At 68.7% G+C, this 25,656-nt stretch carries 24 protein-coding genes and 3 tRNA genes; 22 read left to right on the top strand and 5 right to left on the bottom strand.

Annotation, left to right across the window (positions count from 1 at the left end):
* Positions 1 to 34: 34 nt before the first annotated feature.
* A complete protein-coding gene (locus BM198_RS05700) occupies positions 35 to 1,246 on the top strand; it encodes an O-succinylhomoserine sulfhydrylase (protein WP_044408633.1) in 1,212 nt (403 codons plus the stop codon).
* Positions 1,246 to 2,022, top strand: coding sequence for an SDR family oxidoreductase (locus BM198_RS05695; protein ID WP_074968462.1), 777 nt, complete (start codon positions 1,246 to 1,248; stop codon positions 2,020 to 2,022). Before BM198_RS05700 ends, BM198_RS05695 begins: the two co-directional genes overlap by 1 nt.
* Positions 2,023 to 2,239: 217 nt before the next feature.
* Here the strand turns inward: BM198_RS05695 and gspD are convergent, their stop codons facing one another.
* Positions 2,240 to 4,174, bottom strand: coding sequence for a type II secretion system secretin GspD (gene gspD / locus BM198_RS05690; RefSeq protein WP_044408626.1), 1,935 nt, complete (start codon positions 4,172 to 4,174; stop codon positions 2,240 to 2,242).
* 4 nt (positions 4,175 to 4,178) lie between these two features.
* A complete protein-coding gene (locus BM198_RS05685; RefSeq protein ID WP_236210278.1) occupies positions 4,179 to 4,745 on the bottom strand; it encodes a type II secretion system protein N in 567 nt (188 codons plus the stop codon).
* 340 nt (positions 4,746 to 5,085) lie between these two features.
* Between BM198_RS05685 and gspE the strand changes: the two genes are divergently transcribed.
* The 12 genes from gspE (at position 5,086) to BM198_RS05625 (ending at position 12,976) form a co-directional block, all read left to right on the top strand.
* The gene (gene gspE / locus BM198_RS05680; protein ID WP_083422335.1) at positions 5,086 to 6,573 is read left to right on the top strand and encodes a type II secretion system ATPase GspE; all 1,488 of its coding nucleotides are present in this window, start codon (positions 5,086 to 5,088) and stop codon (positions 6,571 to 6,573) included.
* Positions 6,574 to 7,791, top strand: a complete 1,218-nt coding sequence (gene xcpS, locus BM198_RS05675) for a GspF family T2SS innner membrane protein variant XcpS (protein ID WP_074968456.1) — start codon at positions 6,574 to 6,576, stop codon at positions 7,789 to 7,791.
* Between the two features lie 49 nt (positions 7,792 to 7,840).
* Positions 7,841 to 8,227 carry a type II secretion system major pseudopilin GspG gene (gene gspG / locus BM198_RS05670; protein ID WP_044408614.1) on the top strand — a complete coding sequence of 129 codons (387 nt, stop codon included), beginning with the start codon at positions 7,841 to 7,843 and terminating at the stop codon, positions 8,225 to 8,227.
* Complete coding sequence (gene gspH / locus BM198_RS05665; RefSeq protein ID WP_044408610.1) at positions 8,227 to 8,772, top strand: type II secretion system minor pseudopilin GspH; 546 nt, start codon at positions 8,227 to 8,229, stop codon at positions 8,770 to 8,772. Before gspG ends, gspH begins: the two co-directional genes overlap by 1 nt.
* A complete protein-coding gene (gspI, locus tag BM198_RS05660; RefSeq protein ID WP_074968454.1) occupies positions 8,769 to 9,158 on the top strand; it encodes a type II secretion system minor pseudopilin GspI in 390 nt (129 codons plus the stop codon). The genes gspH and gspI overlap by 4 nt, the downstream gene beginning before the upstream one ends.
* Positions 9,155 to 9,838, top strand: a complete 684-nt coding sequence (gene gspJ, locus BM198_RS05655; protein ID WP_074968452.1) for a type II secretion system minor pseudopilin GspJ — start codon at positions 9,155 to 9,157, stop codon at positions 9,836 to 9,838. The genes gspI and gspJ overlap by 4 nt, the downstream gene beginning before the upstream one ends.
* On the top strand, positions 9,835 to 10,809 hold the full coding sequence (gene gspK, locus BM198_RS05650; protein ID WP_074968450.1) for a type II secretion system minor pseudopilin GspK: 975 nt from the start codon (positions 9,835 to 9,837) through the stop codon (positions 10,807 to 10,809). The genes gspJ and gspK overlap by 4 nt, the downstream gene beginning before the upstream one ends.
* The gene (gspL, locus tag BM198_RS05645; RefSeq protein WP_074968448.1) at positions 10,806 to 11,948 is read left to right on the top strand and encodes a type II secretion system protein GspL; all 1,143 of its coding nucleotides are present in this window, start codon (positions 10,806 to 10,808) and stop codon (positions 11,946 to 11,948) included. The genes gspK and gspL overlap by 4 nt, the downstream gene beginning before the upstream one ends.
* The gene (locus BM198_RS05640; protein ID WP_107328347.1) at positions 11,945 to 12,466 is read left to right on the top strand and encodes a type II secretion system protein M; all 522 of its coding nucleotides are present in this window, start codon (positions 11,945 to 11,947) and stop codon (positions 12,464 to 12,466) included. Before gspL ends, BM198_RS05640 begins: the two co-directional genes overlap by 4 nt.
* A 139-nt stretch (positions 12,467 to 12,605) precedes the next feature.
* Positions 12,606 to 12,681: transfer RNA gene (locus tag BM198_RS05635), tRNA-Val, on the top strand.
* Between the two features lie 37 nt (positions 12,682 to 12,718).
* Positions 12,719 to 12,795 (top strand) — tRNA-Asp (locus BM198_RS05630).
* Positions 12,796 to 12,899: 104 nt separating this feature from the next.
* Positions 12,900 to 12,976, top strand: a tRNA-Asp gene (locus BM198_RS05625).
* 313 nt (positions 12,977 to 13,289) lie between these two features.
* Here BM198_RS05625 and BM198_RS05620 read toward each other — a convergent pair.
* Both BM198_RS05620 and BM198_RS05615 read right to left on the bottom strand, forming a co-directional pair.
* Positions 13,290 to 14,327: an AraC family transcriptional regulator gene (locus tag BM198_RS05620; protein WP_044408597.1), complete on the bottom strand. Its 1,038-nt coding sequence runs from the start codon at positions 14,325 to 14,327 to the stop codon at positions 13,290 to 13,292.
* Positions 14,324 to 15,394 (bottom strand): carbon-nitrogen hydrolase family protein, encoded by a 1,071-nt coding sequence (locus BM198_RS05615; RefSeq protein WP_074968444.1) that lies wholly within the window; start codon positions 15,392 to 15,394, stop codon positions 14,324 to 14,326. The genes BM198_RS05620 and BM198_RS05615 overlap by 4 nt, the downstream gene beginning before the upstream one ends.
* 205 nt (positions 15,395 to 15,599) lie before the next feature.
* Between BM198_RS05615 and BM198_RS05610 the strand changes: the two genes are divergently transcribed.
* The 5 genes from BM198_RS05610 (at position 15,600) to BM198_RS05590 (ending at position 21,845) form a co-directional block, all read left to right on the top strand.
* Positions 15,600 to 17,630, top strand: coding sequence for an NADPH-dependent 2,4-dienoyl-CoA reductase (locus BM198_RS05610; protein WP_074968442.1), 2,031 nt, complete (start codon positions 15,600 to 15,602; stop codon positions 17,628 to 17,630).
* A 65-nt stretch (positions 17,631 to 17,695) separates the two neighbouring features.
* The gene (locus BM198_RS05605; protein WP_044408590.1) at positions 17,696 to 18,127 is read left to right on the top strand and encodes a nuclear transport factor 2 family protein; all 432 of its coding nucleotides are present in this window, start codon (positions 17,696 to 17,698) and stop codon (positions 18,125 to 18,127) included.
* A gap of 210 nt (positions 18,128 to 18,337) precedes the next feature.
* The gene (locus BM198_RS05600) at positions 18,338 to 19,708 is read left to right on the top strand and encodes a chromosome partitioning protein ParA (protein ID WP_074968440.1); all 1,371 of its coding nucleotides are present in this window, start codon (positions 18,338 to 18,340) and stop codon (positions 19,706 to 19,708) included.
* 56 nt (positions 19,709 to 19,764) lie between these two features.
* The gene (locus BM198_RS05595) at positions 19,765 to 20,745 is read left to right on the top strand and encodes a 1-aminocyclopropane-1-carboxylate deaminase/D-cysteine desulfhydrase (RefSeq protein WP_074968438.1); all 981 of its coding nucleotides are present in this window, start codon (positions 19,765 to 19,767) and stop codon (positions 20,743 to 20,745) included.
* Positions 20,742 to 21,845: a cyclic nucleotide-binding domain-containing protein gene (locus tag BM198_RS05590; RefSeq protein WP_074968436.1), complete on the top strand. Its 1,104-nt coding sequence runs from the start codon at positions 20,742 to 20,744 to the stop codon at positions 21,843 to 21,845. Before BM198_RS05595 ends, BM198_RS05590 begins: the two co-directional genes overlap by 4 nt.
* Before the next feature lie 18 nt (positions 21,846 to 21,863).
* Here BM198_RS05590 and BM198_RS05585 read toward each other — a convergent pair whose 3' ends face one another.
* Positions 21,864 to 22,802: a DUF1853 family protein gene (locus tag BM198_RS05585; RefSeq protein WP_074968434.1), complete on the bottom strand. Its 939-nt coding sequence runs from the start codon at positions 22,800 to 22,802 to the stop codon at positions 21,864 to 21,866.
* 96 nt (positions 22,803 to 22,898) lie between these two features.
* On the opposite strand from BM198_RS05585, the gene BM198_RS05580 reads away from it, so the two are divergent.
* From BM198_RS05580 to BM198_RS05570, 3 genes are read left to right on the top strand one after another with little or no spacing between them, the layout of a single operon-like run.
* On the top strand, positions 22,899 to 23,789 hold the full coding sequence (locus tag BM198_RS05580) for an NAD(+) kinase (RefSeq protein ID WP_044408577.1): 891 nt from the start codon (positions 22,899 to 22,901) through the stop codon (positions 23,787 to 23,789).
* Complete coding sequence (locus BM198_RS05575; protein WP_044408574.1) at positions 23,789 to 24,763, top strand: metallophosphoesterase; 975 nt, start codon at positions 23,789 to 23,791, stop codon at positions 24,761 to 24,763. The genes BM198_RS05580 and BM198_RS05575 overlap by 1 nt, the downstream gene beginning before the upstream one ends.
* Complete coding sequence (locus BM198_RS05570; RefSeq protein WP_074968432.1) at positions 24,760 to 25,623, top strand: rhomboid family intramembrane serine protease; 864 nt, start codon at positions 24,760 to 24,762, stop codon at positions 25,621 to 25,623. Before BM198_RS05575 ends, BM198_RS05570 begins: the two co-directional genes overlap by 4 nt.
* Positions 25,624 to 25,656 lie beyond the last annotated feature (33 nt).

The raw sequence follows: 25,656 nt of genomic DNA, 5'->3' as shown, positions 1-25,656 counted from the left end.
CCGATCCGGGCTTCGTTTCTGGAGAGATAGGGTTATGACGCAAGAATGGGAAGCCGGAAGGCTGGACAGTGACCTCGAAGGCGCCTCCTTCGACACCCTCGCCGTGCGTGCCGGCCAGCGCCGTTCGCCGGAAGGTGAGCACGGCGAGGCCATGTTCCTCACCTCCAGTTACGTGTTCCGCACCGCCGCCGATGCCGCCGCGCGCTTCGCCGGCGAAGTGCCGGGCAACGTCTACTCGCGCTACACCAACCCCACCGTGCGCACCTTCGAGGAGCGCATCGCCGCGCTGGAAGGCGCCGAGCAGGCCGTGGCCACCGCTTCCGGCATGTCCGCCATCCTCGCCATCGCCATGAGCCTGTGCAGTGCCGGCGATCATGTGCTGGTCTCGCGCAGCGTGTTCGGTTCCACCATCAGCCTGTTCGAGAAGTACCTCAAGCGCTTCGGCGTGCAGGTGGACTACCCGGCGCTGTCGGACCTGGCCGGCTGGGAAGCGGCGATCAAGCCCAACACCCGCCTGCTGTTCGTCGAGTCGCCGTCCAACCCCCTGGCCGAGCTGGTGGACATCACCGCCCTGGCCGAAATCGCCCACGCCAAGGGCGCTCTGCTGGTGGTGGACAACTGCTTCTGCACCCCGGCGCTGCAGCAGCCGCTGAAGCTGGGGGCCGACATCGTCATGCACTCGGCCACCAAGTACATCGACGGCCAGGGCCGTGCCATGGGAGGCGTGGTGGCCGGCCGTGCCGAGCACATGAAGGAGGTGGTGGGCTTCCTGCGGACCGCCGGCCCGACCCTCAGCCCCTTCAACGCCTGGTTGATGCTCAAGGGCCTGGAAACCCTGCGCGTACGTATGCAGGCCCACAGCGCCAGTGCGCTGGAGCTGGCGCGCTGGCTGGAAACCCAGCCGGGCATCGAGCGGGTGCACTACGCCGGCCTGGAAAGCCACCCCCAGCATGAGCTCGCCAAGCGCCAGCAGAAGGCCTTCGGCGCCGTGGTCAGCTTCGAGGTGAAGGGCGGCAAGGAGGCGGCGTGGCGCTTCATCGATGCCACCCGGATGATCTCCATCACCACCAACCTGGGGGACACCAAGACCACCATCGCCCACCCGGCCACCACCTCCCACGGGCGGCTGTCGCCCCAGGAGCGGGCCAATGCCGGCATCGCCGACAACCTGATCCGCGTGGCGGTCGGTCTCGAAGACGTGGCCGACATCCAGGCGGACCTGGCGCGAGGCCTGGCGGTTCTGTGATGGAGTGGAGTGTTGAAACCTGCCTCGCCAACAATGGCAAGGTCGCGCTGGTTACCGGCGCGGCCCGGGGCATCGGGCTGGGCGTCGCCGCCTGGCTGCTGGCCGAAGGCTGGCAGGTGGTGTTGTCCGACATCGATCGGACCCGGGGTTCCAAGGTCGCCAAGGCGCTGGGCCCCAACGCCTGGTTCGTCGGCATGGACGTGGCTCACGAAAGCCAGGTAGCCGTGGGCATTGCCGAAGTCCTCGGCCAGTTCGGCCGGCTGGATGCCCTGGTGTGCAACGCCGCCGTTGCCGATCCCCATGGCGCACCGCTGGAAAGCCTTGAGCTGTCAGCCTGGAACCGCACCCTGGCAGTCAACCTCACCGGCCCCATGCTGCTGGCCAAGCACTGCGCCCCATACCTGCGGGCGCACAAGGGCGCGATCGTCAATATCGCCTCCACCCGCGCCCACCAGTCCGAGCCGGATACCGAGGCCTATGCCGCGAGCAAGGGTGGCCTGGTGGCGCTGACCCATGCACTGGCTATCAGCCTGGGGCCGGATGTTCGGGTGAATGCGGTCAGCCCCGGCTGGATCGACAGCCGTGACCGTGCCGAGCGCGAGGCCGTGCCGCTCACCGAACTGGATCATGACCAGCACCCGGTGGGCCGGGTCGGGCTGGTGGAGGATGTGGCGCCGTTGGTGGCCTGGCTGCTGTCCGACCAGGCGGAGTTCGTCACCGGCCAGGACTACCGCGTCGACGGCGGGATGACCCGCAAGATGATCTACCTCGACTGAGGTCGGGCTCTAAAAACGTAGGCGAGGCGGTCAGCGCAAGGCGAAAGCAGGCGAAAAAGCGCAGTTTACGTGCGGTAAATGAGCATTTTGATCGGACTCGCGCACGAGCCTGCTTTTAACGCCGCGATGACAACGCAGGTAGTTTTTAGAGGTGCCCTGAAGTCGGGGAGGGGCCTGAACGGGCGGTGGCGCTGGCGCGTCACCGCCCGTTTGCGTTTCAGGGGCGCAGGTCGATGGCCGGGGTGCCCTGGCCGTCGAACAGCTGGGCCGGTTCGGACGGCAGGATGCTCGGGCGGCTGCGTTGCGGGCCCGGATCGCCAAGTACGCGGATGTCGCTGTACTTCTTGCCTGACAACGCCGCCAGGCCGGCGCGGTCGCGCACCACGGTGGGCCGCAGGAACACCATCAGGTTGCGTTTCACATGGCTGTCCTTGGTGGAGCGGAACAGCCGGCCGAGCAGGGGGATGTCGCCCAGCAGCGGCACCTTGGAATCGGTGGTGGTGATGTCGTCCTGGATCAGGCCGCCGAGCACGATCACCTGGCCGTCCTCGGCGAGGATGGTGCTCTTGATCGAGCGCTTGTTGGTGATCAGGTCGACGGCCTGTGCGCTGACGCTGGCCGTCGGGGCGATGGAGGAGATTTCCTGCTCGATCTCCAGGCGCAGGGTGGCGCCTTCGTTGATGTGCGGGGTGACCTTGAGGGTCACGCCGATGTCCTTGCGCTCGATGGTGGTGAAGGGGTTGCTGGCGCCGGTCGAGCCCGTGGTGTAGGAGCCGGTCTGGAAGGGCACGTTCTGGCCCACCAGAATCTCCGCCTTCTGGTTGTCCAGGGTCAGCAGGCTCGGCGTGGAGAGCAGGTTGCTCTTGCTGTTGGCCGACAATGCCGTGACCAGGGCGCCGAAGTGGTCGGTGCCGACGCCGATGATGGCGCCGTCCGGCAGCGAGTCCGGCACCTTCTTGTCCTGGATGGCCTTGAGCACGGTGCCCACCGACAGGCCGGTGTTGGCGAAATTGGCGCCGCCCAGGCCACCGGTGCGGCCACGGGCGTCCACGGCCCACTGCACGCCGAGGGCGTCGCTGATGTCGCCGGAGATTTCCACAATGGCGGCTTCCACCATCACCTGGGCGCGTGGCACGTCCAGCTGGCGGACGATGTCTTCCAGTGCATTCACTGTGTCCGGTTCGGCCAGCAGCACCAGGGCATTGAGGCTCTCGTCGGCGCGGATGAGGATGTTCTGCGGCTTGCCCTTCTGCTCGGTGCCTTCGGGGGACTTGAGGCCCTCGGAAATCTCGCCGAGGGTGGTCGCCAGGGCCTTGGCATCGTTGTGGCGCAGGCGGATCACCCGGGTATTGGCCGAGCGCGCGGTGGGTGTGTCCAGGGACTGCGCTAGGGACACCAGCTTGGCCCGGGCCGAAGGCGGGCCGACGATGATCAGGCGGTTGGTGCGGGAGTCGGCGATCACCTGGGCGGCGTTGGTGCCCTTGGCCTGGCCGCGTGTGACGGCGTTGTTGAGCACCTCGGCGGCGTCCATCACCCAGGCGTTCTGCAGGTTGAGCACGGTGTAGTCGCGGTCGCCCTTCTGGTCCAGCTGGCGCATCAGGTCTTCGATGCGGGCGATGTTGGCGGCGCGGTCGCTGATGATCAGTGCGTTGGCCGAGGTTACCGCGGCCAGGTGGCCGTACTGCGGCACCAGCGGGCGGATCAGCGGGATCAGCTCGGTGACCGGCGCGTGCTGGACCTGGATCACCCGGGTCTCCAGCGTGTCCGGCGCTTCCGGGCCGCTACCGGCTTCGGCCTTGGCCTCGGCGTTGGGGATGATCCGCGCCTGGTCACCCTGGGTGATCACGGTGAAGCCGTGGGTGGCCATCACCGAGAGGAACAGCTGGTAGACCTCCGACAGGCTCAGCGGCGCCTTGGAGACCACGCTCACCTGGCCCTTCACCCGCGGGTCGACGATGAAGGTCTGCCCGGTGATGTCGGCCACCTGGTCGACGAATTCGCGAATGTCCGCATCCTTGAGGTTGATCGTCCAGCTGTCCTGCTGGCTGCTGCTGGAGGCGGAAACGGGTTCGGCGGCGAAAACGGGGAGCGGGGCGGTCGCAAGTCCGGCGACCAGTACGGCAATACTCAGGCGCGAGAGGGCTGTGGGCATTGATTCATTCGCTTTCCATGGGCTGTTCGGGCGGTGAGTCCGGGGGCAGGCCGCCGGATTCTTCCATCTGTTTTCTGAGGGCTTCCATGCGCTCACGCAGCTCGGCGGCATTCTCGTCCTGAAGGCCTTCGAGTGCCTCGATCGCTCCGTCGGCGGGCGCTGCGTCCATCACCGGCGAAACGGTTGCACTGGGGCGGGTATGGGGAAAGGTCAGGGTCTCCAGGCGGCCACCCCGTTCGATCTCCACCCGGTCGCGGTAGACAGCGTGCAAGCGTACGCCGTCGCTGATCGACTCGCCTGCCAGTATCCGCCTCGGCTTGTTGTCGTCCGCGCGGATGATGGCGCTGGAACGTGCCGGGTCGGCGTTGATGAAACTGCCCAGCAGCACCAGGCGCAGGTTGGTCGCCGGCGGCGGTCCCTCCTGCTGGATGCGGGCCGGGCCGAACAGGCGCTCCAGGCGGTCGAGGCTGGGCGGAACCGCCGCCGCTTGCGGGCTGTCGCTACTGGTGGGGGCGGGCGCGCGCAGCAGGCGGATCCAGTCGGCGGTCTGCCAGGCGAGGCTCAGGCTCATCGCTGCGACCAGCGCCACCCCGACGACGACGGGGGCCTTTTCCTGCAAGCGATATCGGGCACCTGGAACGTGCAAAAGAGGGTCTCCGCGAGGCGAGTCAGTGGTGATTGTGGGGGGACGTCGGGGAAAAAGTGCGTTGATCATAGCAGCACGAATGGATCACGCTGCAAGCGTCCGGAAGATGTACGACCGGCGACGATGTGCTAAAGATAGCGCCGTTTTTTTACGACTTGCCGTGCATCCGGCAGCACAACGAAAAGAATTCGGCAGGGATTCGCCGAACAACCGTCAGACCCCGTGCTAGACGTTTCCGGGGTGATTTCATTAAGGCATGACACGGATGAATTCCTCTTCGCTGGACGCGCCGCTGCGGCGCCTGCCATTCGGTTTCGCCAAACGACACGGTGTCTTCCTTCAGGATGGCGCCGAACCCTGCCTGGCCCATCGCCAGGGCGCCGAGCTGGTGGCCCTGGCCGAGGCCCGCCGCTTCGTCGGGCGCAGCCTGCCGTTCCGGGCGCTTGCCCCCGAGGCCTTCGACCAGGCCCTGGCCCAGGCCTATCAACACGATTCGTCCGCCACCATGCAGTTGGCCGAGGACCTGGGCGGCAGCCTGGACCTTGCCGCGCTGGCCGAGCAGATGCCCGAGACCACCGACCTGATGGAGCAGGAGGACGACGCACCGATCATCCGCCTGATCAACGCCATCCTCGGCGAGGCGATCCGCGAGAACGCCTCGGACATCCACCTGGAAACCTTCGAGAAGCGCCTCGTGGTGCGCTTCCGCGTCGACGGCATCCTGCGCGAAGTGCTGGAGCCCAAGCGCGAGCTGGCGGCGCTGCTGGTGTCGCGGATCAAGGTCATGGCCAAGCTCGACATCGCCGAGAAGCGCATCCCACAGGACGGCCGCATTTCCCTGCGGGTGGCCGGCCGCGAGGTGGACATCCGCGTCTCCACGCTGCCCTCGGCCAATGGCGAGCGCGTGGTGCTGCGTTTGCTCGACAAGCAGGCCGGGCGCCTGACCCTGCAACACCTGGGCATGAGTGCACGGGACCGCGCGCTGATGGAGGAGACCGTGCGCAAGCCCCACGGCATCCTGCTGGTCACCGGCCCCACCGGCTCGGGCAAGACCACCACCCTCTACGCCAGCCTCACCACTCTCAACGACCGTACCCGCAACATCCTCACGGTCGAGGACCCCATCGAGTACCACCTGGAAGGCATCGGCCAGACCCAGGTCAACCCCAAGGTGGACATGACTTTCGCCCGGGGCCTGCGGGCCATCCTGCGTCAGGACCCGGACGTGGTGATGGTGGGCGAGATCCGCGACCACGAGACCGCCGAGATCGCCGTGCAGGCCTCGCTCACCGGTCACCTGGTGCTCTCTACCCTGCACACCAACAGCGCCATCGGGGCCATCACCCGCCTGGTGGACATGGGCGTCGAGCCCTTCCTGTTGTCGTCTTCCCTGCTGGGCGTGCTGGCCCAGCGCCTGGTGCGGGTGCTCTGCCCGCACTGCAAGGAGGCCTACCAGGCCGACGCTGCCGAATGCCAGCTGCTGGGCGTCGACCCGACGCAGCCGGTCACCCTCTATCACGCACGTGGCTGCAGCGAATGCCACCAGCAGGGCTATCGCGGGCGAACCGGCATCTACGAGCTGGTGGTGTTCGACGACCACATGCGCAGCCTGATCCACAACGCCGCCTCCGAGCAGGAGATGACCCGCCACGCCCGCCGCTCAGGCCCGAGCATCCGTGACGACGGCAAGCGCAAGGTGCTGGAAGGCGTGACGACCGTGGAAGAAGTCCTCCGCGTAACCCGGGAAGAATAAATGGCCGCCTTCGAATACATCGCCCTGGACGCCCGCGGACGCCAGCAGAAGGGCGTGCTGGAGGCCGACAGTGCCCGGCAGGTCCGCCAATTGCTGCGCGAGCGGCAGCTGGCGCCGCTGGAGGTCAAGGCCACCCGCACCCGCGAGCAGGCCGTCGGCGGCCAGCGCTTCGGCTTCGCCCGGGGGCTGTCCGCCCGCGACCTGGCCCTGGTGACGCGCCAACTGGCGACTCTTGTGCAGGCGGCGCTGCCCATCGAAGAGGCCTTGCGTGCTGCGGCGGCCCAGTCCACTTCATCGCGCATCCAGTCGATGCTGCTGGCGGTGCGTGCCAAGGTGCTGGAGGGTCACAGCCTGGCCGGCAGCCTGCGCGAGTTTCCCGCTGCCTTCCCCGAGCTCTACCGCGCCACCGTTTCGGCAGGGGAGCACGCCGGCCACCTCGGCCCGGTGCTGGAACAACTGGCGGACTACACCGAACAACGCCAGCAGTCGCGGCAGAAGATCCAGCTGGCGCTGCTCTACCCGGTGATCCTGATGTGCGCCTCCCTCGGCATCGTCGGCTTCCTGCTGGGCTTCGTGGTGCCGGACGTGGTGCGGGTGTTCATCGATTCCGGGCAGACCCTGCCGCTGCTCACCCGTGGCCTGATCGCCCTCAGCGACCTGGTCAAGCACTGGGGCTGGCTGGCCATCCTGCTGCTGGTGGCCGGCATCACCGCGATCCGCCTGGCGCTGCGCCAGGAGGCGGCGCGCCAGCGCTGGCACGGCATCCTGCTGCGGGTGCCTTTGGTGGGGCGGCTGGTGCGTGCCACCGACACTGCGCGCTTCGCCTCTACCCTGGCGATCCTCACCCGGAGCGGCGTACCGCTGGTGGAGGCCCTCGGCATTGCCGCCGAGGTCATCGCCAACCGGGTGATCCGTGCCGAAGTGGTGCTGGCCGCACAGAAAGTGCGCGAAGGCGGCAGCCTGACCCGCGCCTTGGAGCAAACCGGTCAGTTCCCGCCGATGATGCTGCACATGGTGGCCAGCGGCGAACGTTCCGGCGAGCTGGACCAGATGCTGGCCCGCACCGCCCGCAACCAGGAAAACGACCTGGCCGCGCAGATCGCGCTGCTGGTGGGGCTGTTCGAGCCCTTCATGCTGGTGTTCATGGGCGCCGTGGTATTGGTCATCGTCCTGGCTATTCTCCTGCCCATCCTTTCTCTCAACCAACTCGTGGGGTAAACGCGTGAAATCGAGCCGTCTACAGAGGGGCTTCACCCTCATCGAAATCATGGTGGTGGTGGTCATCCTCGGCATCCTCGCCGCGCTGGTAGTGCCCCAGGTGATGAACCGCCCGGACCAGGCCAAGATCACCGTCGCCAAGGGCGACATCAAGGCCGTCGGCGCCGCCCTGGACATGTACAAGCTGGACAACTTCGCCTACCCCAGTACCCAGCAGGGCCTGGAGGCGCTGGTGAAGAAGCCAAGCGGCAACCCGCAGCCGAAGAACTGGAACAAGGACGGCTACCTCAAGCGCCTGCCGGTCGACCCGTGGGGCAACCCCTACCAGTACCTGGCGCCGGGCACCAAGGGCCCGTACGACCTGTATTCCTTCGGTGCCGACGGCAAGGAAGGCGGTACCGACGCCGATGCCGACATCGGTAACTGGGACAACTGATGGGCGCGCGCGGGGCCCGGGGCTTCACCCTGATCGAGCTGCTGGTGGTCCTGGTGATCATCGGCTGCCTGGTCGGGCTGGCAGTCTTCAGCACCGGCATTGCCGGGCCCTCGCGTGAACTGAACAACGAAGCCGAGCGCCTGGCCGGCCTGATCGGCGTGCTGGTGGACGAGGCCGTGCTGGACAACCGCGAGTACGGCCTGCGCCTGGAAAACGACCGCTACCAGGTGCTGCGCTTCGACGAGGCCAAGGCCCGCTGGGAGCCGGTGGGCAAGCAGCCCCACGTGCTGCCCGCCTGGGCGGAGATGAAGCTCGAGCTGGAAGGCGATGCCCTGGTGCTGCCGGGCAGCGTTACCGATGGGGATGAGAAGAAGGGCAGCCCGAACGCCCGGGCGCCGCAATTGCTGATTCTCTCCAGCGGCGAACTTAGCCCGTTCCGCCTGGAGATGGGTGAGCGCAGCAAGGACGGTATTCGCCTGCAACTGAGCAGCGACGGCTTCCGCCTGCCGCGAATCGAACCGGTCGTGCGGGGGCGCGCCGGATGAAAGCGCTGCGCGGCTTCACCCTGCTGGAAGTGCTGGTGGCCCTGGCGATATTCGCCGTGGTCGCCGCCTCGGTGCTCACCGCCAGCGGCCGCAGCCTGCGCAACGCCGCCCGCTTGGAAGACAAGACCCTGGCCATGTGGGTGGCCGACAACCGCCTCACCGAGATGCAGCTGAGCCGCACGCCCCCTGCTGAAGGCCGCGACCAGGGCGAGGTGCAGATGGCCGGCCGGCGCTGGGAATGGCAGAGCCAGGTGGAGGCCACCTCCGACCCCGCCCTGCGCCGGGTCACCCTGTGGGTGGCGCAGCGGCCCGAGCGCAGCGAGCGCGGCAAGCTGGAAGAGCGCGCTGCGGCTCGCCTGGTCGGCCTCATCGAGACCGCACCATGACCCGCCAGCGTGGCTTCACCCTGCTGGAACTGCTGATCGCCATCGCCATCTTCGCGCTGCTGGCCCTGGGCACCTACCGCATGCTCGACAGCGTGCTGGCCACCGACCGCGCCACCCGCGTGCAAGAGCAGCAGCTGCGCGAGCTGGTGCGTGCCATGGCCGCACTGGAGCGTGATCTGCAGCAGGTGGTGGTGCGCCCGGTGCGTGACCCCAACGGCGAATGGCGCAGCGCCCTGCTGGGCGAGCGTGCCGACAACGACAGCGTCGAATTCACCCGCAGCGGCTGGCGCAACCCCATGGGCGCGCTGCGCTCGGGCCTGCAGCGGGTGCGCTGGCAGCTCTCCGGGGAAAAGCTCGAACGCCGCTACTGGACGGTGCTCGACCAGGCCCAGGACAGCCAGCCCCGGGTCCAGGAGGCGCTGGATGGCGTCACACGGATGCGCCTGCGCTACCTGGACAAGGACGACAACTGGCTGGAGACCTGGCCGCCGGACGGCGAAAGCGACAGCAAGCGCCTGGAGAAAGTACCGAAGGCCGTCGAAGTGACCCTGGAGCACCGCCGCTACGGTGAGCTGCGCCGTGTCCTGCGGCTGGTGGACGAGCCGCCGGAGCGCAAACCGGTACCCAACAGCACCGATCCCGACTCGGACACACCGCTTCCCGAGGAGGGCGCCCAGTGAGAGCACAACGGGGCGTGGCCCTGATCACCGTGCTGCTGGTGGTGGCTGTGGTGACGGTCGTCTGTGCCGGGCTCATCGCCCGCCAGGAACTGGCCATTCGCTCCAGTGCCAACCAGTTGCACACCCGCCAGGCGTTGCAGTACGCCCTCGGGGGCGAGGCGCTTGCCCGGGCGATCCTGGTGCGTGATCTGCGCGCCGGTGACCCGCGCACCCCGGTGGACCACCTGGGTGAAGCCTGGGCGCGGCCCCTGACCAGCTTCCCGCTGGACGACGGCGGTGAACTGGTTGTGCGCATCGAGGACGCCACCGCACGCTTCAACCTCAATGGCGTGGTGCGCCAGGGCCGGGTAAACGAGCAGGGGCTCAAGCAGTTCCGCCGTCTGCTGCTGCGCCTGGGCATCGAGGCGCCCTACGGCGAACGCCTGGTGGACTGGCTGGACAAGGACCAGGAGCCTACCGGTGCCAATGGCGCCGAAGACAACCAGTACCTGCTGAACCAGCCGCCTTATCGCGCGGCCAACCGCGTGATGGCGGACGTATCCGAGCTGCGCCTGCTGGCCGGCATGACGGAGGCCGACTACCGTCGCCTGCTGCCCTTCGTTACCGCCCTGCCCAGCGACGCCACCCTCAATGTCAACACCGCCGGGGCCCTGGTGCTCTCCAGCCTGGGCGACACCCTCAGCCCCTCGGTGGCCGAATCCCTGGTGGCGGCCCGCGGCCGTGAAGGGTTCAAGACGGTGGACGCCTTCCTCGGCCAGCCGGCTCTGGCGGGCCTCGGCCTCGAAGCCCAGGGCCTGGCAGTGGGCAGTGAATATTTCCGCGTGACCAGCGAAGTCCGTCTGGGCGACCGCCGGCAGGTGCTGGTGAGCACCCTGCAGCGCAGCAATGACGGTCGGGTACGGGTGCTGGCGCGCGACCTGGGACAGGGCGGATTGCCGCTCACCCTCAACAAGGAGCAGGACAAACAATGATTCAGACGAGCGTGTTCCTCCCGCCCCAGGCCCTGCAGTGGGGCATGGGTGACCTGGAGGTACGACTGGTCAGTGGGGGCGAGGTGCGGCGACTGCCGTTCGCCGACGCCGTGGCAGCCGCAGGCAAAAACTGGCGGCTGGTGCTGCCCGTGGAGGCGGTGACCGCCTGTGCCGTGCGCCTGCCGACGCAAAAGGCGCGCTGGTTGCGCCAGGCCCTGCCGTTCGCGGTGGAGGAACTGCTGGCCGAGGACGTGGACGGCCTGCACCTGGCCGTGGGGGAGCCCCTGGAGGACGGTCGCCACCGGGTCCTGGCCGTGCGCCGGGCCTGGCTGGCGTCGTGGATCGACCTGGCGGCGGCGAGCGGTACCTCGCCGGCCAGCCTGCAGGTAGACGCGGACCTGCTGCCGCTGGAAGGCACCCGGCTGTTCTGGCTGGATGGCCGCTGGCTGTTGGGCGGGGAGGGCGTCTCCCGCCTGAGCGTGCAGGACGAGGACTGGTCGATGCTGCGCGAGGCCTGTCCGCACCCGTGGATCGGCCAGGCGAGCGCCGACCGTCGCAGCCTGGAGGGCATCGAACGCTGGGAGGGCGTGCAGGACAGCCACGTCGACCTGGCGCGCTGGCAGGGCACCGAACTGGCCCAGGGCGACTTCGAGGTCCGCCAGCGCAACCGTCAGTGGGCGCTGTGGCGGCCGGCACTGGGGCTCGTGGGGCTGTGGGCGGTCCTGCAGTGCGGCTTCTACCTGGCCCAGGGCTGGCACCTGCGGCACCAGGGGGATGCCTATGCCCAGGCCAACGAGGCGCTGTACCGCGACCTGTTTCCCCAGGACACCCGGCTGGTGAACCTCCGGGCGCAGTTCGACCAGCACCTGGCCGACGGCAACCGGCCCGGGCAGGGCAAGCTACTGGAAACCCTCGGACAGGCCTCCGGGGCCTTGCTGGAAGACGGCGCCGTGGTGCGCATCCAGCAACTGGATTTCAGCGAAACCCGTGGCGACCTGGCCCTGCAGGTGCAGGCCCCCGGGTTCGACGCACTGGAGCGGCTGCGCGAGCGCCTGATCGGCGCCGGGCTGGCCGTGCAGATGGGCTCTGCCAGCCGGGAAGGTGACAGCGTGAGCGCGCGACTGGTGATCGGAGGATGAGCATGGTCACTCTCAGGGATCGTTTGCAGACCCACTGGCAGGCCTCCAGCGCCGCGACCCGCTGGCAAGCCCTGCCACCCCGCGACCGGCTGGCACTGGCGGCGCTGGGTGGTTTCCTGGCGCTGGTGCTGCTGTACCTGGCCCTCTGGCGTCCTGCCCACAACGGGATGCTGGAGGCGCGCCGGTATTTCGAGCAGCAGCGCGCGCTGAACCTCTACATGCAGGCCCAGGCGCCCCAGGCGCGGGCCGGCGTCGAGCGGCCCCAGGCCAGTGTCGAGCCCGAGCGCCTGCAGGGGCTGGTCACCGCCAGTGCCGCAGAGCAGGGCCTTTCGGTGGAGCGCATGGACAGCGATGCACCCGGCCAGGTGCAGGTCAGCTTGCAGCCCACCGCCTTCCCCCAGCTGCTGCGCTGGTTCGTGGCGCTGGAGGCCCAGGGCGTGCGCATCGAGGAAGCCGGGCTCGATCGTGCGGAAGAAGGACGCGTTGCCGCCCGGCTGACCCTGCGGGTCGGCGGCTGAGTCATCGGTCGAGCGGGAAAAGGGACGCGGCGAAGACGTCCCCTCAGCCCCTCGAAAAATCGCCTCGATGAAAAAAACTTCAAGCAGGGTGTTGACTTAGGTGAGCCCTCTGCGTAAATTGCGCGCCTCGCAAGGCGATGGGTGATTAGCTCAGCCGGGAGAGCATCTGCCTTACAAGCAGAGGGTCGGCGGTTCGATCCCGTCATCACCCACCACTCCTTGTGATACTTCGGACGAAAGTCCGGCCGACGCGCAGCGGTAGTTCAGTCGGTTAGAATACCGGCCTGTCACGCCGGGGGTCGCGGGTTCGAGTCCCGTCCGCTGCGCCACTTTTCTTCCATCCAGGGTCCTGCCCGGGATGAGGCGAAGGCCGAAAGGCAAGCGCCAGACGCTCCAAAGCAAAGCTCCACCGGACGCAAGTCCAAACCGACGCGCAGCGGTAGTTCAGTCGGTTAGAATACCGGCCTGTCACGCCGGGGGTCGCGGGTTCGAGTCCCGTCCGCTGCGCCATATACGAAAGCCCTCAGGTAGCGATACCTGGGGGCTTTTTCTTTGCCTGCCTTTTATAGGCCTGCCGAGGTCCTGGCCGGTTGGCCTGGGCTTCCTTCCTTCCAGAACCGCTGCACAGCCCTAGGGCCATGGCAGCACGCTGCATGGGAGATTCCTGGATTTCGCTTCAGCCGGTTCGTTACTTCCCAGAGGGGCCTGGACAAGGCCGCCCAGGGAGGGAACTGAGATGGATGATTACCAGGAAGAACTGCTCGACCTGCATGCCCGCGAGCGCGACATGCCCGAGCCCGCCGACGACGCCACCGAACTGTGATCAGCCGACCTGGCGCTGGGCGCGGCGGAATTCGCCGGGAGTGCTGCCGCTCCAGCGCTTGAACGCGCGCTGGAAGGCCTCGGCCGAGGCGAAGCCCAGCAGGTAGGCGATCTCGCCGAAGGCCAGCTCGGTGTCGCGGATGTAGGCCATGGCCAGGTCGCGGCGGGTGTCGTTGAGAATGCTGCGGAACTGCGTGCCTTCCTCGGCGAGCTTGCGGCGCAGGGTCCAGGTCGGCAGTTGCAGGCGCGCCGCGACCTCTTCCAGGTCGGGCTCGCGGCCGTGGAGCAGGGGGCCGAGCAGCTGCGCGATGCGCTCGCGCAGGCTGCGGGTGCGGGTCATGTGCTCCAGCTCGCGCTCGCACAGTTCCAGCAACTGGCGCCAGGTGCTGGGGCAGTGGGCCGGGTTGCGCAGGGCCAGGGTGGCCCGTGACAGGCGCAGCTGGTTGGTGGCGGCGCCGAACTCCACCGGGCAGCCGAACAGCTCGCCGTAGCGCTCGGCGTAGGTCGGGGCGGGGAACTCGATCTCGACCCGTTCCGGCTGCAGCGCCTGGCCGGCGAGATGGCCGAGCTGGCAGGCCCAGCTGGCCAGCACCGAGTCCACCACGAAGCGGTTGTAGGCGTTGTACGGGCTGATGGAATAGAAGCGCAGCCAGGCTCCGCTGGCGTCTTCGTGGAAGCTCGACTGGCCCCGGTAGTTCTGGGCGTAGAGCGGCTCGAAGCGGGTCAGAGCGCGGGCCGCCTCGCGCACGTTCGGCGCCTGTTCGGCGGTGACGCCCGCCAGGCCCAACTGGCTGAAGCGCCCCAGGCGGCCCATGGCCAGGCCCAGGGCGGGTTCGTCCAGCAACTGGCTGGCGGCGTGGCCCAGGCGCATGTAGCGGGGGATGGACAGCCGGCCCCGGGGTTCGGCCAGGCGCGCGGCGTCCAGGCCGTACTGGTCCAGCAGCGGCACCGGGTCATGGCCGTGGGCGCGCAGGGTTTCCGCCAGGTTCTGCACGAAACCGACGGACAGGTCCCCCAGCTTGACCCGGGGCGCCTTCATAGCCAGATGTTCACCAGCTTGGCGCCGCGCCCGGCATCGGCCACCGCCGTGTCCGTGGCGCTGCCTGCCAGGCTGCGGCCATCGCTGCCCAGGTCCCACAGCTGGCCACGCAGGAATACCGCCAGCGCCGCGCGGGCTTGGGGGGCGTGCAGCTGTTCACGCCAGAGATCCAGGGCGTGCGCGCCGTCGGCCAGTGGACGCTCCCAGCTGCCGTTGCCGGGGGCGAAGGCCGGGTAGGCCAACAGCTCCGCGCCCTGTTCCGCGAGGGCCTGGCGGCCTTCGGGGCTGCGGCCGTCTTCGCCGAGGAGGACGCCCAGGCGGCCGGCGGGGGTGTCCAGAGCGCTCAGCCCGGTGATCGTGCCGGCCTGGGTGTAGGCGAGTTCGTGGTGGTCCGGATGCAGCTTGGGCTGCGGCTGGCCGATGGGCAGGCCGTGGGCGTCGAAGACCAGGCTGACGTTGTACAGCGGGCCGTCGCTGGCCCGCAGGGTGCCGCCTTCGACCCGGGGGGCGGGCAGCAGGATGGAGCCGGCCACCAGGGTCACGCCGAAATCCCTGGCCAGGCCGCCGAACAGCGCCTGGTAGTCGTCGGCCATGCGCCGTGCCTTCATGCGGAAGACCGCATCGGTGAAGCGATCATCGCCGTGGCCGCTGGCCAGGGCGCGGGCCAGGCGCAGGGGGTTGGCGGCGGCCAGCCAGAGCATCGCCTCGTCGAGGTGGTGGGCCTCGTAGACCTGGGGTTTCTCGCCGGCAGCCACCAGCCAGGTGCCGACGTGCTCGGGCAGCACGACGATGGTGCGCGCATTGAGCAGGCCCTGGTCACGGGCCTTGCCCAGGTAGGCGGCCAGCTTCAGGCGCAGGCGCTCCACGCTCTGGTAGTCGGCGGCGAAGAGTTCGGGCTGGATGCCCAGCAGGTTGCCGCGCTCGCCGGGCTGGCCCTGGTTGGCCGCCACTTCGCTGCGCAGGTCCGACAGGTAGTGGCCGACCGGGCGCCGGTCGGTCCACAGCGAGTAGGCCACCAGCAGGCCGGCCAGCAGGGCACAGGCGAAGATGTAGAGCAGTTTGCGCATGTCGGCTCGGTCATCGTGAAGGTGCCGGCCAGGGTAGGGGAGCGGGCCCGGCTTGCCAAGGGCGGCTGTGCGTTTGGATCAGTAAGTTGTCACTTTCGATCATTGAGCGGCCTCGTGTCGCTGACTATCGTCTGGCCCATAACCGACCATGGCCCGCGAGGCCGTGGCACCCGTGAGAGAAAAAGCCTGCTGGAGATACCACCCCATGGCCGCTTACCCGCACCTGCTCGCGCCCCTCGACCTGGGCTTCACCACCCTGCGCAACCGCACCCTGATGGGGTCGATGCACACCGGCCTGGAGGAGAAGCCCAACGGCTTCGAGCGCATGGCCGCCTATTTCGCCGAGCGCGCCCGTGGCGGCGTCGGCCTGATGGTGACCGGCGGCATCGGCCCGAACGAGGAGGGCGGTGTCTACTCCGGCGCGGCCAAGCTGACCACCGAGGAAGAGGCCGAGAAGCACCGCATCGTCACCCGCGCCGTGCACGAGGCGGGCGGCAAGATCTGCATGCAGATCCTCCACGCCGGCCGCTACGCCTACAGCCCCAAGTCGGTCGCGCCGTCCGCCATCCAGGCGCCGATCAACCCCTTCAAGCCCCACGAGCTGGATGAGGCGGGCATCGAGAAGCAGATCCAGGACTTCGTGAACTGCTCCGTGCTGGCGCAGAAGGCCGAGTACGACGGCGTCGAGGTCATGGGCTCCGAAGGCTATTTCATCAACCAGTTCCTCGCTGCCCACACCAACCAGCGCACCGACCGCTGGGGTGGCAGCTACGAGAACCGCATGCGCCTGCCAGTGGAGATCGTCCGCCGCGTGCGCGAGGCCGTGGGCCCGAACTTCATCATCATCTACCGCCTGTCCATGCTGGACCTGGTGGAAGGCGGCAGCACCTGGGACGAGATCGTCACCCTGGCCAAGGCCATCGAGGCCGCCGGTGCCACCCTCATCAACACCGGCATCGGCTGGCACGAGGCGCGCATCCCCACCATCGCCACCAAGGTGCCGCGCGCGGCCTTCACCAAGGTCACCGCCAAGCTCCGGGGCGAGGTGAAGATCCCGCTGATCACCACCAACCGCATCAACACCCCGGAAGTGGCCGAGCAGGTGCTGGCCGAAGGCGACGCCGACATGGTGTCCATGGCCCGTCCGTTCCTCGCCGACCCGGACTTCGTCAACAAGGCCGCCGAAGGCCGCAGCGACGAGATCAACACCTGCATCGGCTGCAACCAGGCCTGCCTCGACCACACCTTCGGGGGCAAGCTGACCAGCTGCCTGGTGAACCCGCGCGCCTGCCACGAAACCGAACTGAACTACATCCCCACCACCCAGGTGAAGAAGATCGCCGTGGTCGGCGCCGGCCCGGCGGGCCTGGCCAGTGCCACCGTCGCCGCCGAGCGCGGCCACAGCGTGACCCTGTTCGACGCGGCTGCCGAGATCGGTGGCCAGTTCAACGTGGCCAAGCGCGTGCCGGGCAAGGAGGAGTTCTACGAGACCCTGCGTTACTTCAAGCGCAAGCTGGAAACCACCGGTGTCGACCTGCGCCTGAACACCCGCGTCAGCGTCGAGGACCTGGTCAAGGGCGGCTTCGACGAGATCATCCTGGCCACCGGCATCGCCCCGCGTACCCCGGCCATTCCGGGCATCGACCATCCGAAGGTGATCGGCTACCTGGACGCCATCCTCGAGCGCAAGCCGGTGGGGCAGACCGTGGCGGTGATCGGCGCCGGCGGCATCGGCTTCGACGTCTCCGAGTTCATCACCCACCAGGGCACCTCCACCAGCCTGGATCGCGAGGCGTTCTGGAAGGAGTGGGGCATCGACGGCGCGCTGGAAGCCCGTGGCGGCATCGCCGGCGTCAAGCCGCAGCCCCACGCGGCGGCCCGCCAGGTGTTCCTGCTGCAGCGCAAGAAGACCAAGGTCGGCGACGGCCTGGGCAAGACCACCGGCTGGATCCACCGCACCGGCCTGAAGAACAAACAGGTGCAGATGCTCAACTCGGTGGAGTACCTCAAGGTCGACGACGCCGGCCTGCACATCCGCGTGGCCGAGGGCGAGCCCCAGGTGCTGCCGGTGGACACCGTCATCGTCTGCGCCGGCCAGGACCCGCTGCGCGAGCTGCACGAGGGCCTGGTGGCTGCCGGGCAGTCCGTGCACCTGGTGGGCGGTGCCGACGTGGCCGCCGAGCTGGATGCCAAGCGTGCGATCAACCAGGGTTCGCGCCTCGCCGCCGAACTCTGATGGAAAGACGCCCCGCCTCGTGCGGGGCGTTCTCTTTACAGGCTCATAAGAACAAGGAGAAGCCGATGTCCCTCGACGCCCGACTCAACCCTGCCGCGGCCGCCAGCCTTCAGCGCTGGCACCAGTTCATCGCCAGCCAGGACCTCAGCCGCCTGCCCGAGCTGCTGCACCCCGAGGCGGTGTTCCGTTCGCCCATGGCCCACACGCCCTACCCGGGCGCGCAGGCGGTCAACCTCATCCTCAATACCGTGCTGCAGGTGTTCCAGGATTTCGCCTATCACCGCGAACTGGCCAGTGACGATGGCCTCAACGTGGTGCTGGAATTCAGTGCGCGGGTGGGCGGGCGTGACCTCAAGGGCATCGACATGATCCGCTTCGACGAGCAGGGGCTGATCCGCGAATTCGAGGTGATGGTGCGCCCGATGAGCGGCCTGGCGGCCCTCGGCGAGGAGATGGGGCGGCGCCTGGCACCCTATCTCGCCGCCATGAAAGGCTGAAACTCTCCAACCCCATCACAAAACGGCCGTGCACTTCGTCCGCCTCCCGCCAGGGGCCGGGCGAGTGCCAACCCAGTCACATTGCCCGCCTCGGCTTTTACCCTAGACTCCGACAATCAGCCGGTGCGCCTGTCATAAAGGCCCCGTTTTACCGACAAGGAAGTCGCCCGTCCCCTCCGGGACTCACCGCGTTGGCCAGAGGTAAACCCGATGAGCATGCAGAACAAGCCGCAGATGGTTGAGGCCGTGCTGTTCTTCAATGAACGGGGCATCTGCAAGGAAATGCTCTTCCCCGAATTCGAAGCGATGCTCGACGGCGTGGTGAACATGCCCGAGTTCGCCGACCAGCAGATGCGCCTGGTCTACGTCCTGATCAACCCGCGCCTGATGGTCCGCTCGCTGGTCTTCTTCTACCTCGACTTCGACGAGAAGGGGCAGGCTGACACCGGCTGGAACATGCCCCTGCGCCACCTGGCCGAACGCGCCGGGCGCGGCCCCGACCTGGGCGCCGGCCCCATCCGCCTCGCCTGCCGCAGCCAGTGCCCGGTTTCCTGGCATCAGATGCACATGTGGGACCCGAACCTCGCCCCCGGCCAGAACGACCTGGCCCTGGTGCGCGACACCGTGCGCCGCAATGCCCTGGGCCTGATGGTGGAGGAGGACGCGCCCCAGGTGGTCGAGCCCCAGCGCCTGCAGATGGCGCCGGAGGACAAGTGGTACGCACCGCCGGATGCCGCCGCCGAAATGGCCGAGAAGCTGGCGCAGCAGCTGGAGCAGGAGCACCGCCTGAAGACGGCCCAACTGATCAAGCAGCAGCGCCTGCGCATCGCCAGCCTCGGCCAGCAGAACGAAGAGGCCCTGGCCAAGTACCGCCTGGCCGCCGAAGAGAAGGCGCGCGAGCTGCAGCAGACCATCGACTCCCTGCAGCTGGAACTGCGCCAGCAGCAGGACATGAACGCCGACCTCAAGCGCCAGCTGCAGGTCCAGGCCGAGGGCTTTCAGAAATCCCGCGAGGAGATGAGCCAGCAACTGCGCGCATTGGAGCGCCACGGGCGCACCGAGGTGGACATCCTCCGTTCCCAGTTCGAGGGCGAACTGCAGGCCAAGGTGGCCGCCGCCGTCATGGACTACAAGGAGCAGCTGGCCATCCGTGACGTCGAGCTGGCCTACCGCAACGAGCTGGACACCCAGCTGCAGCAGGAGATCGACCGCCTCAAGCAGGAGCGCGAGCAACTGGTGAACCAGGGCGGTGACCAGATCCTCGAGCGCCTGGCCCGCCTGGGTGTGGTGTTCGTGGTCTACCACCCGGGCGCCGGCCACCTGACCATCCCGCTGCAGGACATCGCCCGCTACCAGGACAACCCTTACGCCTACGCGGCGGCCAAGTGCTTCGTCTCCGAGGCGCAGTACCGCCAGTGGCTGGCCCACTACCAGCAGCCCACCTGCGAGGCGACCCTGCCGGGCGGCGAGCGCTGCGGCATGCCCATCGACCGGGTGGATACGCCCAGCCGCTTCGTCGCCGGGGACTCCAACTGCTGCGCCCGCCACAAGGCCACTGCCCGCCTGCGCACGGTGGGCTGATCGCCATGGCGCGGCGCTTGCCGTAAGCTCCGCGCCTTTTCCGAGCGAGCCCATCCGTGCCGTTGCCGCCTCCCGACTGGAACCCGCAAGCCCTTCTCGAACCCTTGCACCTGGGGTGGCTGAGGCGTGCGGGCGTCGAGGTGGCGATGCTGCGCCTCGACCGCATCGACCCGCTGGTGAGCGGCAACAAATGGTTCAAGTTGGCGCCCCATCTTCAACGCGCGGCTGCCAAGGGTTTCGCCGGGGTGATGACCCTGGGCGGGGCCCATTCCAACCACCTGCATGCGGTGGCCGCTGCCGGCCAGTGCTTCGGCTTCGACACCGTGGGCCTGCTGCGTGGCGACCCTCAGAACACCCCGACCGTCGCGGACCTGCGCCGCTTCGGCATGACCCTGCACTGGCTGGGCTATGGCGGCTATCGGGCCCGCCACGCGCTGGGCTTCTGGGATGACTGGCAGGCCCGCTACCCCGCGTTGATGCCGGTGCCCGAGGGCGGCGGCGGATTGCCGGGCGCCCTCGGCTGCGCGCCGCTGGTGGCGATGATCCAACGGCAACTGCCGGTGCTGGGCTGGGCCGACTACGACGCGCTGTGGACCGCTGCCGGCACCGGTACCACCCTGGCGGGGCTGGTGCTCGGCGAGGCTGGCCGCCATCCGGTGGTGGGTGCCCTGGCGGTACCGGCGGACCATGGCGTGGCGGAGCAGGTCCGCGCGCTGCTGGTTGAAGCCGGCGCAGTCGATGCCGGCTACCGCCTGTTGGATGCCTGCCGAGGCGGTTTCGGTCGTGTCGATGCCGAGCTGGCCTGCGCCATGCTCGCCTGGGAAGCGGAGGGCGGCATCGAGCTGGACCCGCTCTACACCGTCAAGGCATTGCTGGCGTTGCGCCAGCAGATCGAGGCCGGTTACCTTGCTGCCGGCAGTCGGATCGTCCTGCTGCACACCGGTGGGCTGCAGGGGCGCCGCGCCCTTTCAACGCGCCTGCACCACCTGGCTGGCTACACTTCCACCTCAGCCGATGCCCTGGAAATCAACCGATGACCGAACCGCTCAATCCGGATCAGCTGCGCAGCCTGACCCCGCTCAATGCGCTTTCCGAGCAGCAGTGGCGGGAGCTGCGTGGGCAACTGGTGCCCCAGCCCCTGCTGGCGGGCCAGGTGCTGTTCCGGCGCGGCGACCAGGCCCGGCTGACCTATTACCTGCTGGCCGGCGAGCTGCTGCTGCGGGACGCCGCGGGGGCGGAAATCCGCCTGGTGGCTGGCAGCGAAGCCAGCTGCCACCCGCTCTCGCCCAGCCTGCCGCGCCTGCAGGAGGCGGTGGCGCTCACCGAGGTCAGCGTGCTGGCCATCGACAGCGCCACCCTCGCGCGCCTCATCACCTGGCGTTCCGCCTACCAGGACCTGTTGCTGCAGATGGACAGCGACGACGTCGAATGGCTGGAGCGCCTGCTGGAGAACCCGCTGTTCAGCAAGGTGCCGCCGGCCAACGTCCAGCAGATGGTTGGGCGGCTGCAGCGCATCGAACTGCCGGCGGGCAGCGAGGTGCTGCGCGAAGGCGAGGCGGGGGATTGCTGCTACTTCCTCCGCGAGGGCCGCGCGGAGGTGATCCGTGGGGCCGGCAGCGATCACCAGGTGCTGGCGGAGCTGGAGGTAGGGGCCTGCTTCGGTGAGGAGGCGCTGCTGTCCGACCGGCCGCGCAACGCCAGCGTCACCCTGCTGGAGGACGGCGTGGTGATGCGCCTGGACCGCCAGGATTTCTTTGCCCTCCTGCGTGCCCCCGTGGTGGACGAGGTGTCCCTCGGTGAGGCGTCGCGGCTGCTGGCGGCGGGCGGCCAATGGCTGGATGTGCGCCTGCAGGACGAATACGAGCGGGCCCATGCCCCCGAAGCGCTGAACATGCCGCTGCACCTGCTGCGGCTGAAGACGCGCCTGCTCGACCCGGCGCGGGACTACCTCTGCTATTGCGACAGCGGCAAGCGCAGCGCCAGTGCGGTGTTCCTGCTGTCCCAGCTGGGGTTCCGCGCTTATGCGCTGCGCGATGGCCTGGACGCGCTGCCGGCGGTGCAACGCGATGCGCTGTTGTGCGAAAGCGGTGCCGGTTACCTGGCCCGTTCCGGTGGGCGCACCGAGCGCAGCCGCTGACCGGTCGCTGCGGCGGGCTTAGCCCGTCGCGGGCCAGGCGTCGTTCACCACCAACCCCCGTTCCACTTCCCGCCAGTGGGTGCCTTCCGGCGCCAGCCTTGCCAGCATCCAGGCCGGCCCGCCGGGTGGTTGCGCGGCCAGCCACTCCATCATCTGCGTCCGAGGCCAGGCCTGCTCGGCCGGCACCTGCGCGTGGCCCAGCCAGTCCGGGCGGGGCAGGGGGTACCAGCGGGCGTCGGGATGCTGGTCGATGAGGGCCTGGCAGTGGCGGCGATGCAGCCATAGGCCCCGGTTGTGGCCGGGGTTGGCGATGGTCGGCGCTTCGCACCCTCCCGGCCAGGGATAGAACAGGTAGCCGCCCAGCCAGGCCGATGCCTGGGCCGGCCAGGCGCCGATGCTCTCCAGGGCGGAGCGGCTGACGGCGAGGCTGGAAAGGGGCAGCTGACGCTCGCGCAGGTGGGCGAGCTTGAGGTCGAGGCGGTCGCTGACATCGGTGCCGCACCAGTGCTCCGCGTCATGCCCGCCACCCGCCTGGGGGCCGAGGTAGAGCTTGATGGCCAGCTCCACGTGGTGGATGCCGTGGTCGTCCTGCAGCAGCAGGTCCATTTCCCCCAGCGTCTTGCCTTGCTGGCGCACCGGCAGGTTGCTGGCCAGCAGGCGCACGCCCGGTGCCTGAGCCAGGGCGTACTGCCAAAGTCGCTCGAAGCGAAGCCCCAGGCGGCTGGAGGCAAGGCCGGCGAGCCATGCTTCCAGCGGGTGCGGCGCCTGCTCCTGACTCTGCAACCAGGCTTCCAGCCGGTGGGGCGCGGCGGCCCACTCGGAGGCACTCAGCGGATGCCGCTGGGCCAGCCCCGGACGCGCCAGCAGCGGTGGGGCGAGCAGTGCCCAGGCGAGGTCGCGCACGGCAGGGTGGTGCAGGTGACGGGGCAGGTCGGCGAGGGTGGGGAAGGGCGTCATGCACGCAGCATAGCCGAGCAGCGGTTTGCCGCTGCCACGGGCTTTCGCCCATAATCGCCGGCATTTCCTCCCGTCGTAGAGCCTTGCTGGAGCCCCATGGAGCAATTCCGCAATATCGGCATCATCGGACGCCTGGGGAGCCCCCACGTGCTCGATACCATCCGCCGCCTGAAGCGATTCCTGCTGGATCGCCACCTCCACGTGATCCTCGAGGACACCATTGCCGAAGTGCTGCCCGGGCACGGCCTGCAGACGTCGTCGCGAAAGATCCTCGGCGAGGTCTGCGACCTGGTGATCGTGGTCGGCGGTGACGGCAGCATGCTCGGCGCCGCCCGTGCGCTGGCCCGCCACAACATCCCGGTGCTGGGCATCAACCGTGGCAGCCTGGGCTTCCTCACCGACATCAAGCCCGATGAGCTGGAGGTGAAGGTGGCCGAGGTGCTGGACGGCCACTACAGCGTCGAGACGCGCTTCCTGCTGGAGGCCGAGGTGCGCCGCCAGCACGGCGAGGCCATCGGCCAGGGCGACGCGCTGAACGACGTGGTGCTGCACCCGGGCAAGTCGACCCGGATGATTGAGTTCGAGCTGCACATCGACGGCCAGTTCGTCTGCACCCAGAAGGCCGACGGCCTGATCATCGCCACGCCCACCGGCTCCACGGCCTACGCGCTGTCCGCCGGGGGGCCGATCATGCACCCGAAACTCGACGCTATCGTCGTGGTGCCCATGTACCCGCACACCCTGTCCAGCCGGCCCATCGTGGTGGACAGCACCAGCGAGCTGAAGATCGTGGTCTCGCCGAATCTGCAGATCTACCCGCTGGTGTCCTGCGATGGCCAGAACCACTTCACCTGCGCCCCCGGCGACACCATCACGGTGCGCAAGAAGCCGCAGAAGCTGCGCCTGATCCACCCGCTGGACCACAACTACTACGAGGTGTGCCGCACCAAGCTCGGCTGGGGAAGCCGCCTGGGTGGTGGCGACTGATGGAACTGGACGCCGGGCGTGGCTACGACCTGATCGGCGACATCCACGGGTGTGCGCATACCCTGGAGCGCCTGCTGGATCGGCTGGGCTATCGCAAGCAGGGGGATGTCTGGCGCCATCCGTGGCGCATGGCCCTGTTCCTCGGCGACCTCATCGACCGTGGGCCACGCATCCGCGAGGCGCTGCACCTGGTCCACGCCATGGTCGAGGCGGGCCAGGCCCGCTGCATCATGGGCAACCATGAGTACAACGCCCTCGGCTGGGTGACGCCGGCACCGGCCGGCAGTGGCCGGACCTTCGTCCACGACCACACGCCGCGCCACACCCGCCTGTTGAAGGAGACCCTCGAGCAGTTCGAGGGTCACCCCGGCGACTGGCATGACTTCCTCCGCTGGTTCCAGGACCTGCCGCTGTTCATCGACGGCGGCCGCTTCCGCCTGGTGCATGCCTGCTGGGACCACGACCTGATCGAGGCGGTGCGCCGCGACTACCCGGACGGGCGGATCGACGCCGCCTTCATCCAGGCCTCGGCCGAACGCGGCGGCTTCGCCGAGCGGGTGTTCAAGCGCCTGCTGCGGGGGACCGACCTGCCGCTGCCCGGCGGCATGACCCTGACCGGCAGCGACGGCTTCACCCGCTCGGTGTTCCGCACCAAGTTCTGGGAGGACAACCCGCGTACCTACGGCGACGTGGTCTTCCAGCCCGATGCGCTGCCGGAAGACGTGGCGCGGCAGCCGCTCTCCGACGCCCACCGCTCGGCGCTGCTCAGCTACGGCGTCAACGAGCCGCTGCTGTTCGTCGGGCACTACTGGCGCCGCGGACGCCCGGCGCCGCTGCGCCCCAACCTGGCCTGCCTGGACTACAGCGCCGTGATGTACGGCAAGCTGGTGGCCTACCGGCTGGACGATGAATTGCGCCTGGACCCCGCGAAGTTCGTGTGGGTCGAGGTGGAACGCCCGGAGGAGCCCCGATGACGGTGGTGGCCGCGATGCGTCTGCCGGCCTCGGTGGACTTGAGTGGATTCGTCAGCCTGCTGCAACGCCTGGAGGTGCCGCACCGGGTCAGCGAGGAGCGCGAGGAGCAGGTGCTCTGGGTGCCCGGCGAGGACTGGGCGGAGCAGGTGCGTGGCCTGTATGCGCGCTTCCCCCAGGGTGATCCGCAGTTCGTGCTGGAACACGCACCGGCCGAGCCGGTACGCGAGTCCTGGGGCGCGCGGCTCAAGGCCACGCCCTTCACCGTGGCCCTGCTGTTGGTGACCCTGGTCTGTGCCGGTGTGACGGCGCTGGGTGACAACCTCCAGGCTGTCAGCTGGCTGACCTTCCTCGACTTCCGTGTGGAAGGCGACTACGTGCTCTTCACTCCGCTGGCCGACAGCCTGCAAGCCGGCCAGTGGTGGCGCCTGGTGACGCCCATGCTGGTGCACTTCGGCATCCTGCACCTGGCCATGAACGGCATGTGGGTGTGGGAGCTGGGGCGGCGCATCGAATACCGCCAGGGCGGCTGGATGCTGCTGGGGCTCACCTTGCTGCTGAGCCTGGTGTCCAACCTGGTGCAGTACGAGGTGAGCGGGCCGAGTTTGTTCGGTGGCCTGTCGGGTGTGCTTTATGGCCTGCTCGGCCACTGCTGGCTGTTCCAGCGCCTGGCGCCGTGCCCGGCCTACCGGCTGCCGCCGGGGGTGATGGTGATGATGCTGGTGTGGCTGGTGGTGTGCCTGTCTGGCGTGGTCAGCCTGCTGGGCTTCGGCGCCATCGCCAACGGTGCCCATGTGGGCGGCCTGCTGGCGGGCTGCGCCACCGGCCTGATCGGTGGCCTGCTGGCCCGTCTGCGCCGCTAGGTCGGGGCGCGGGCGGCCTCGCCTGGCGCCCGC

The sequence above is a fragment of the Metapseudomonas otitidis genome (assembly GCF_900111835.1).
Lineage (GTDB): Bacteria > Pseudomonadota > Gammaproteobacteria > Pseudomonadales > Pseudomonadaceae > Metapseudomonas > Metapseudomonas otitidis.
This window is presented reverse-complemented; position numbering and strand designations above follow the sequence as displayed.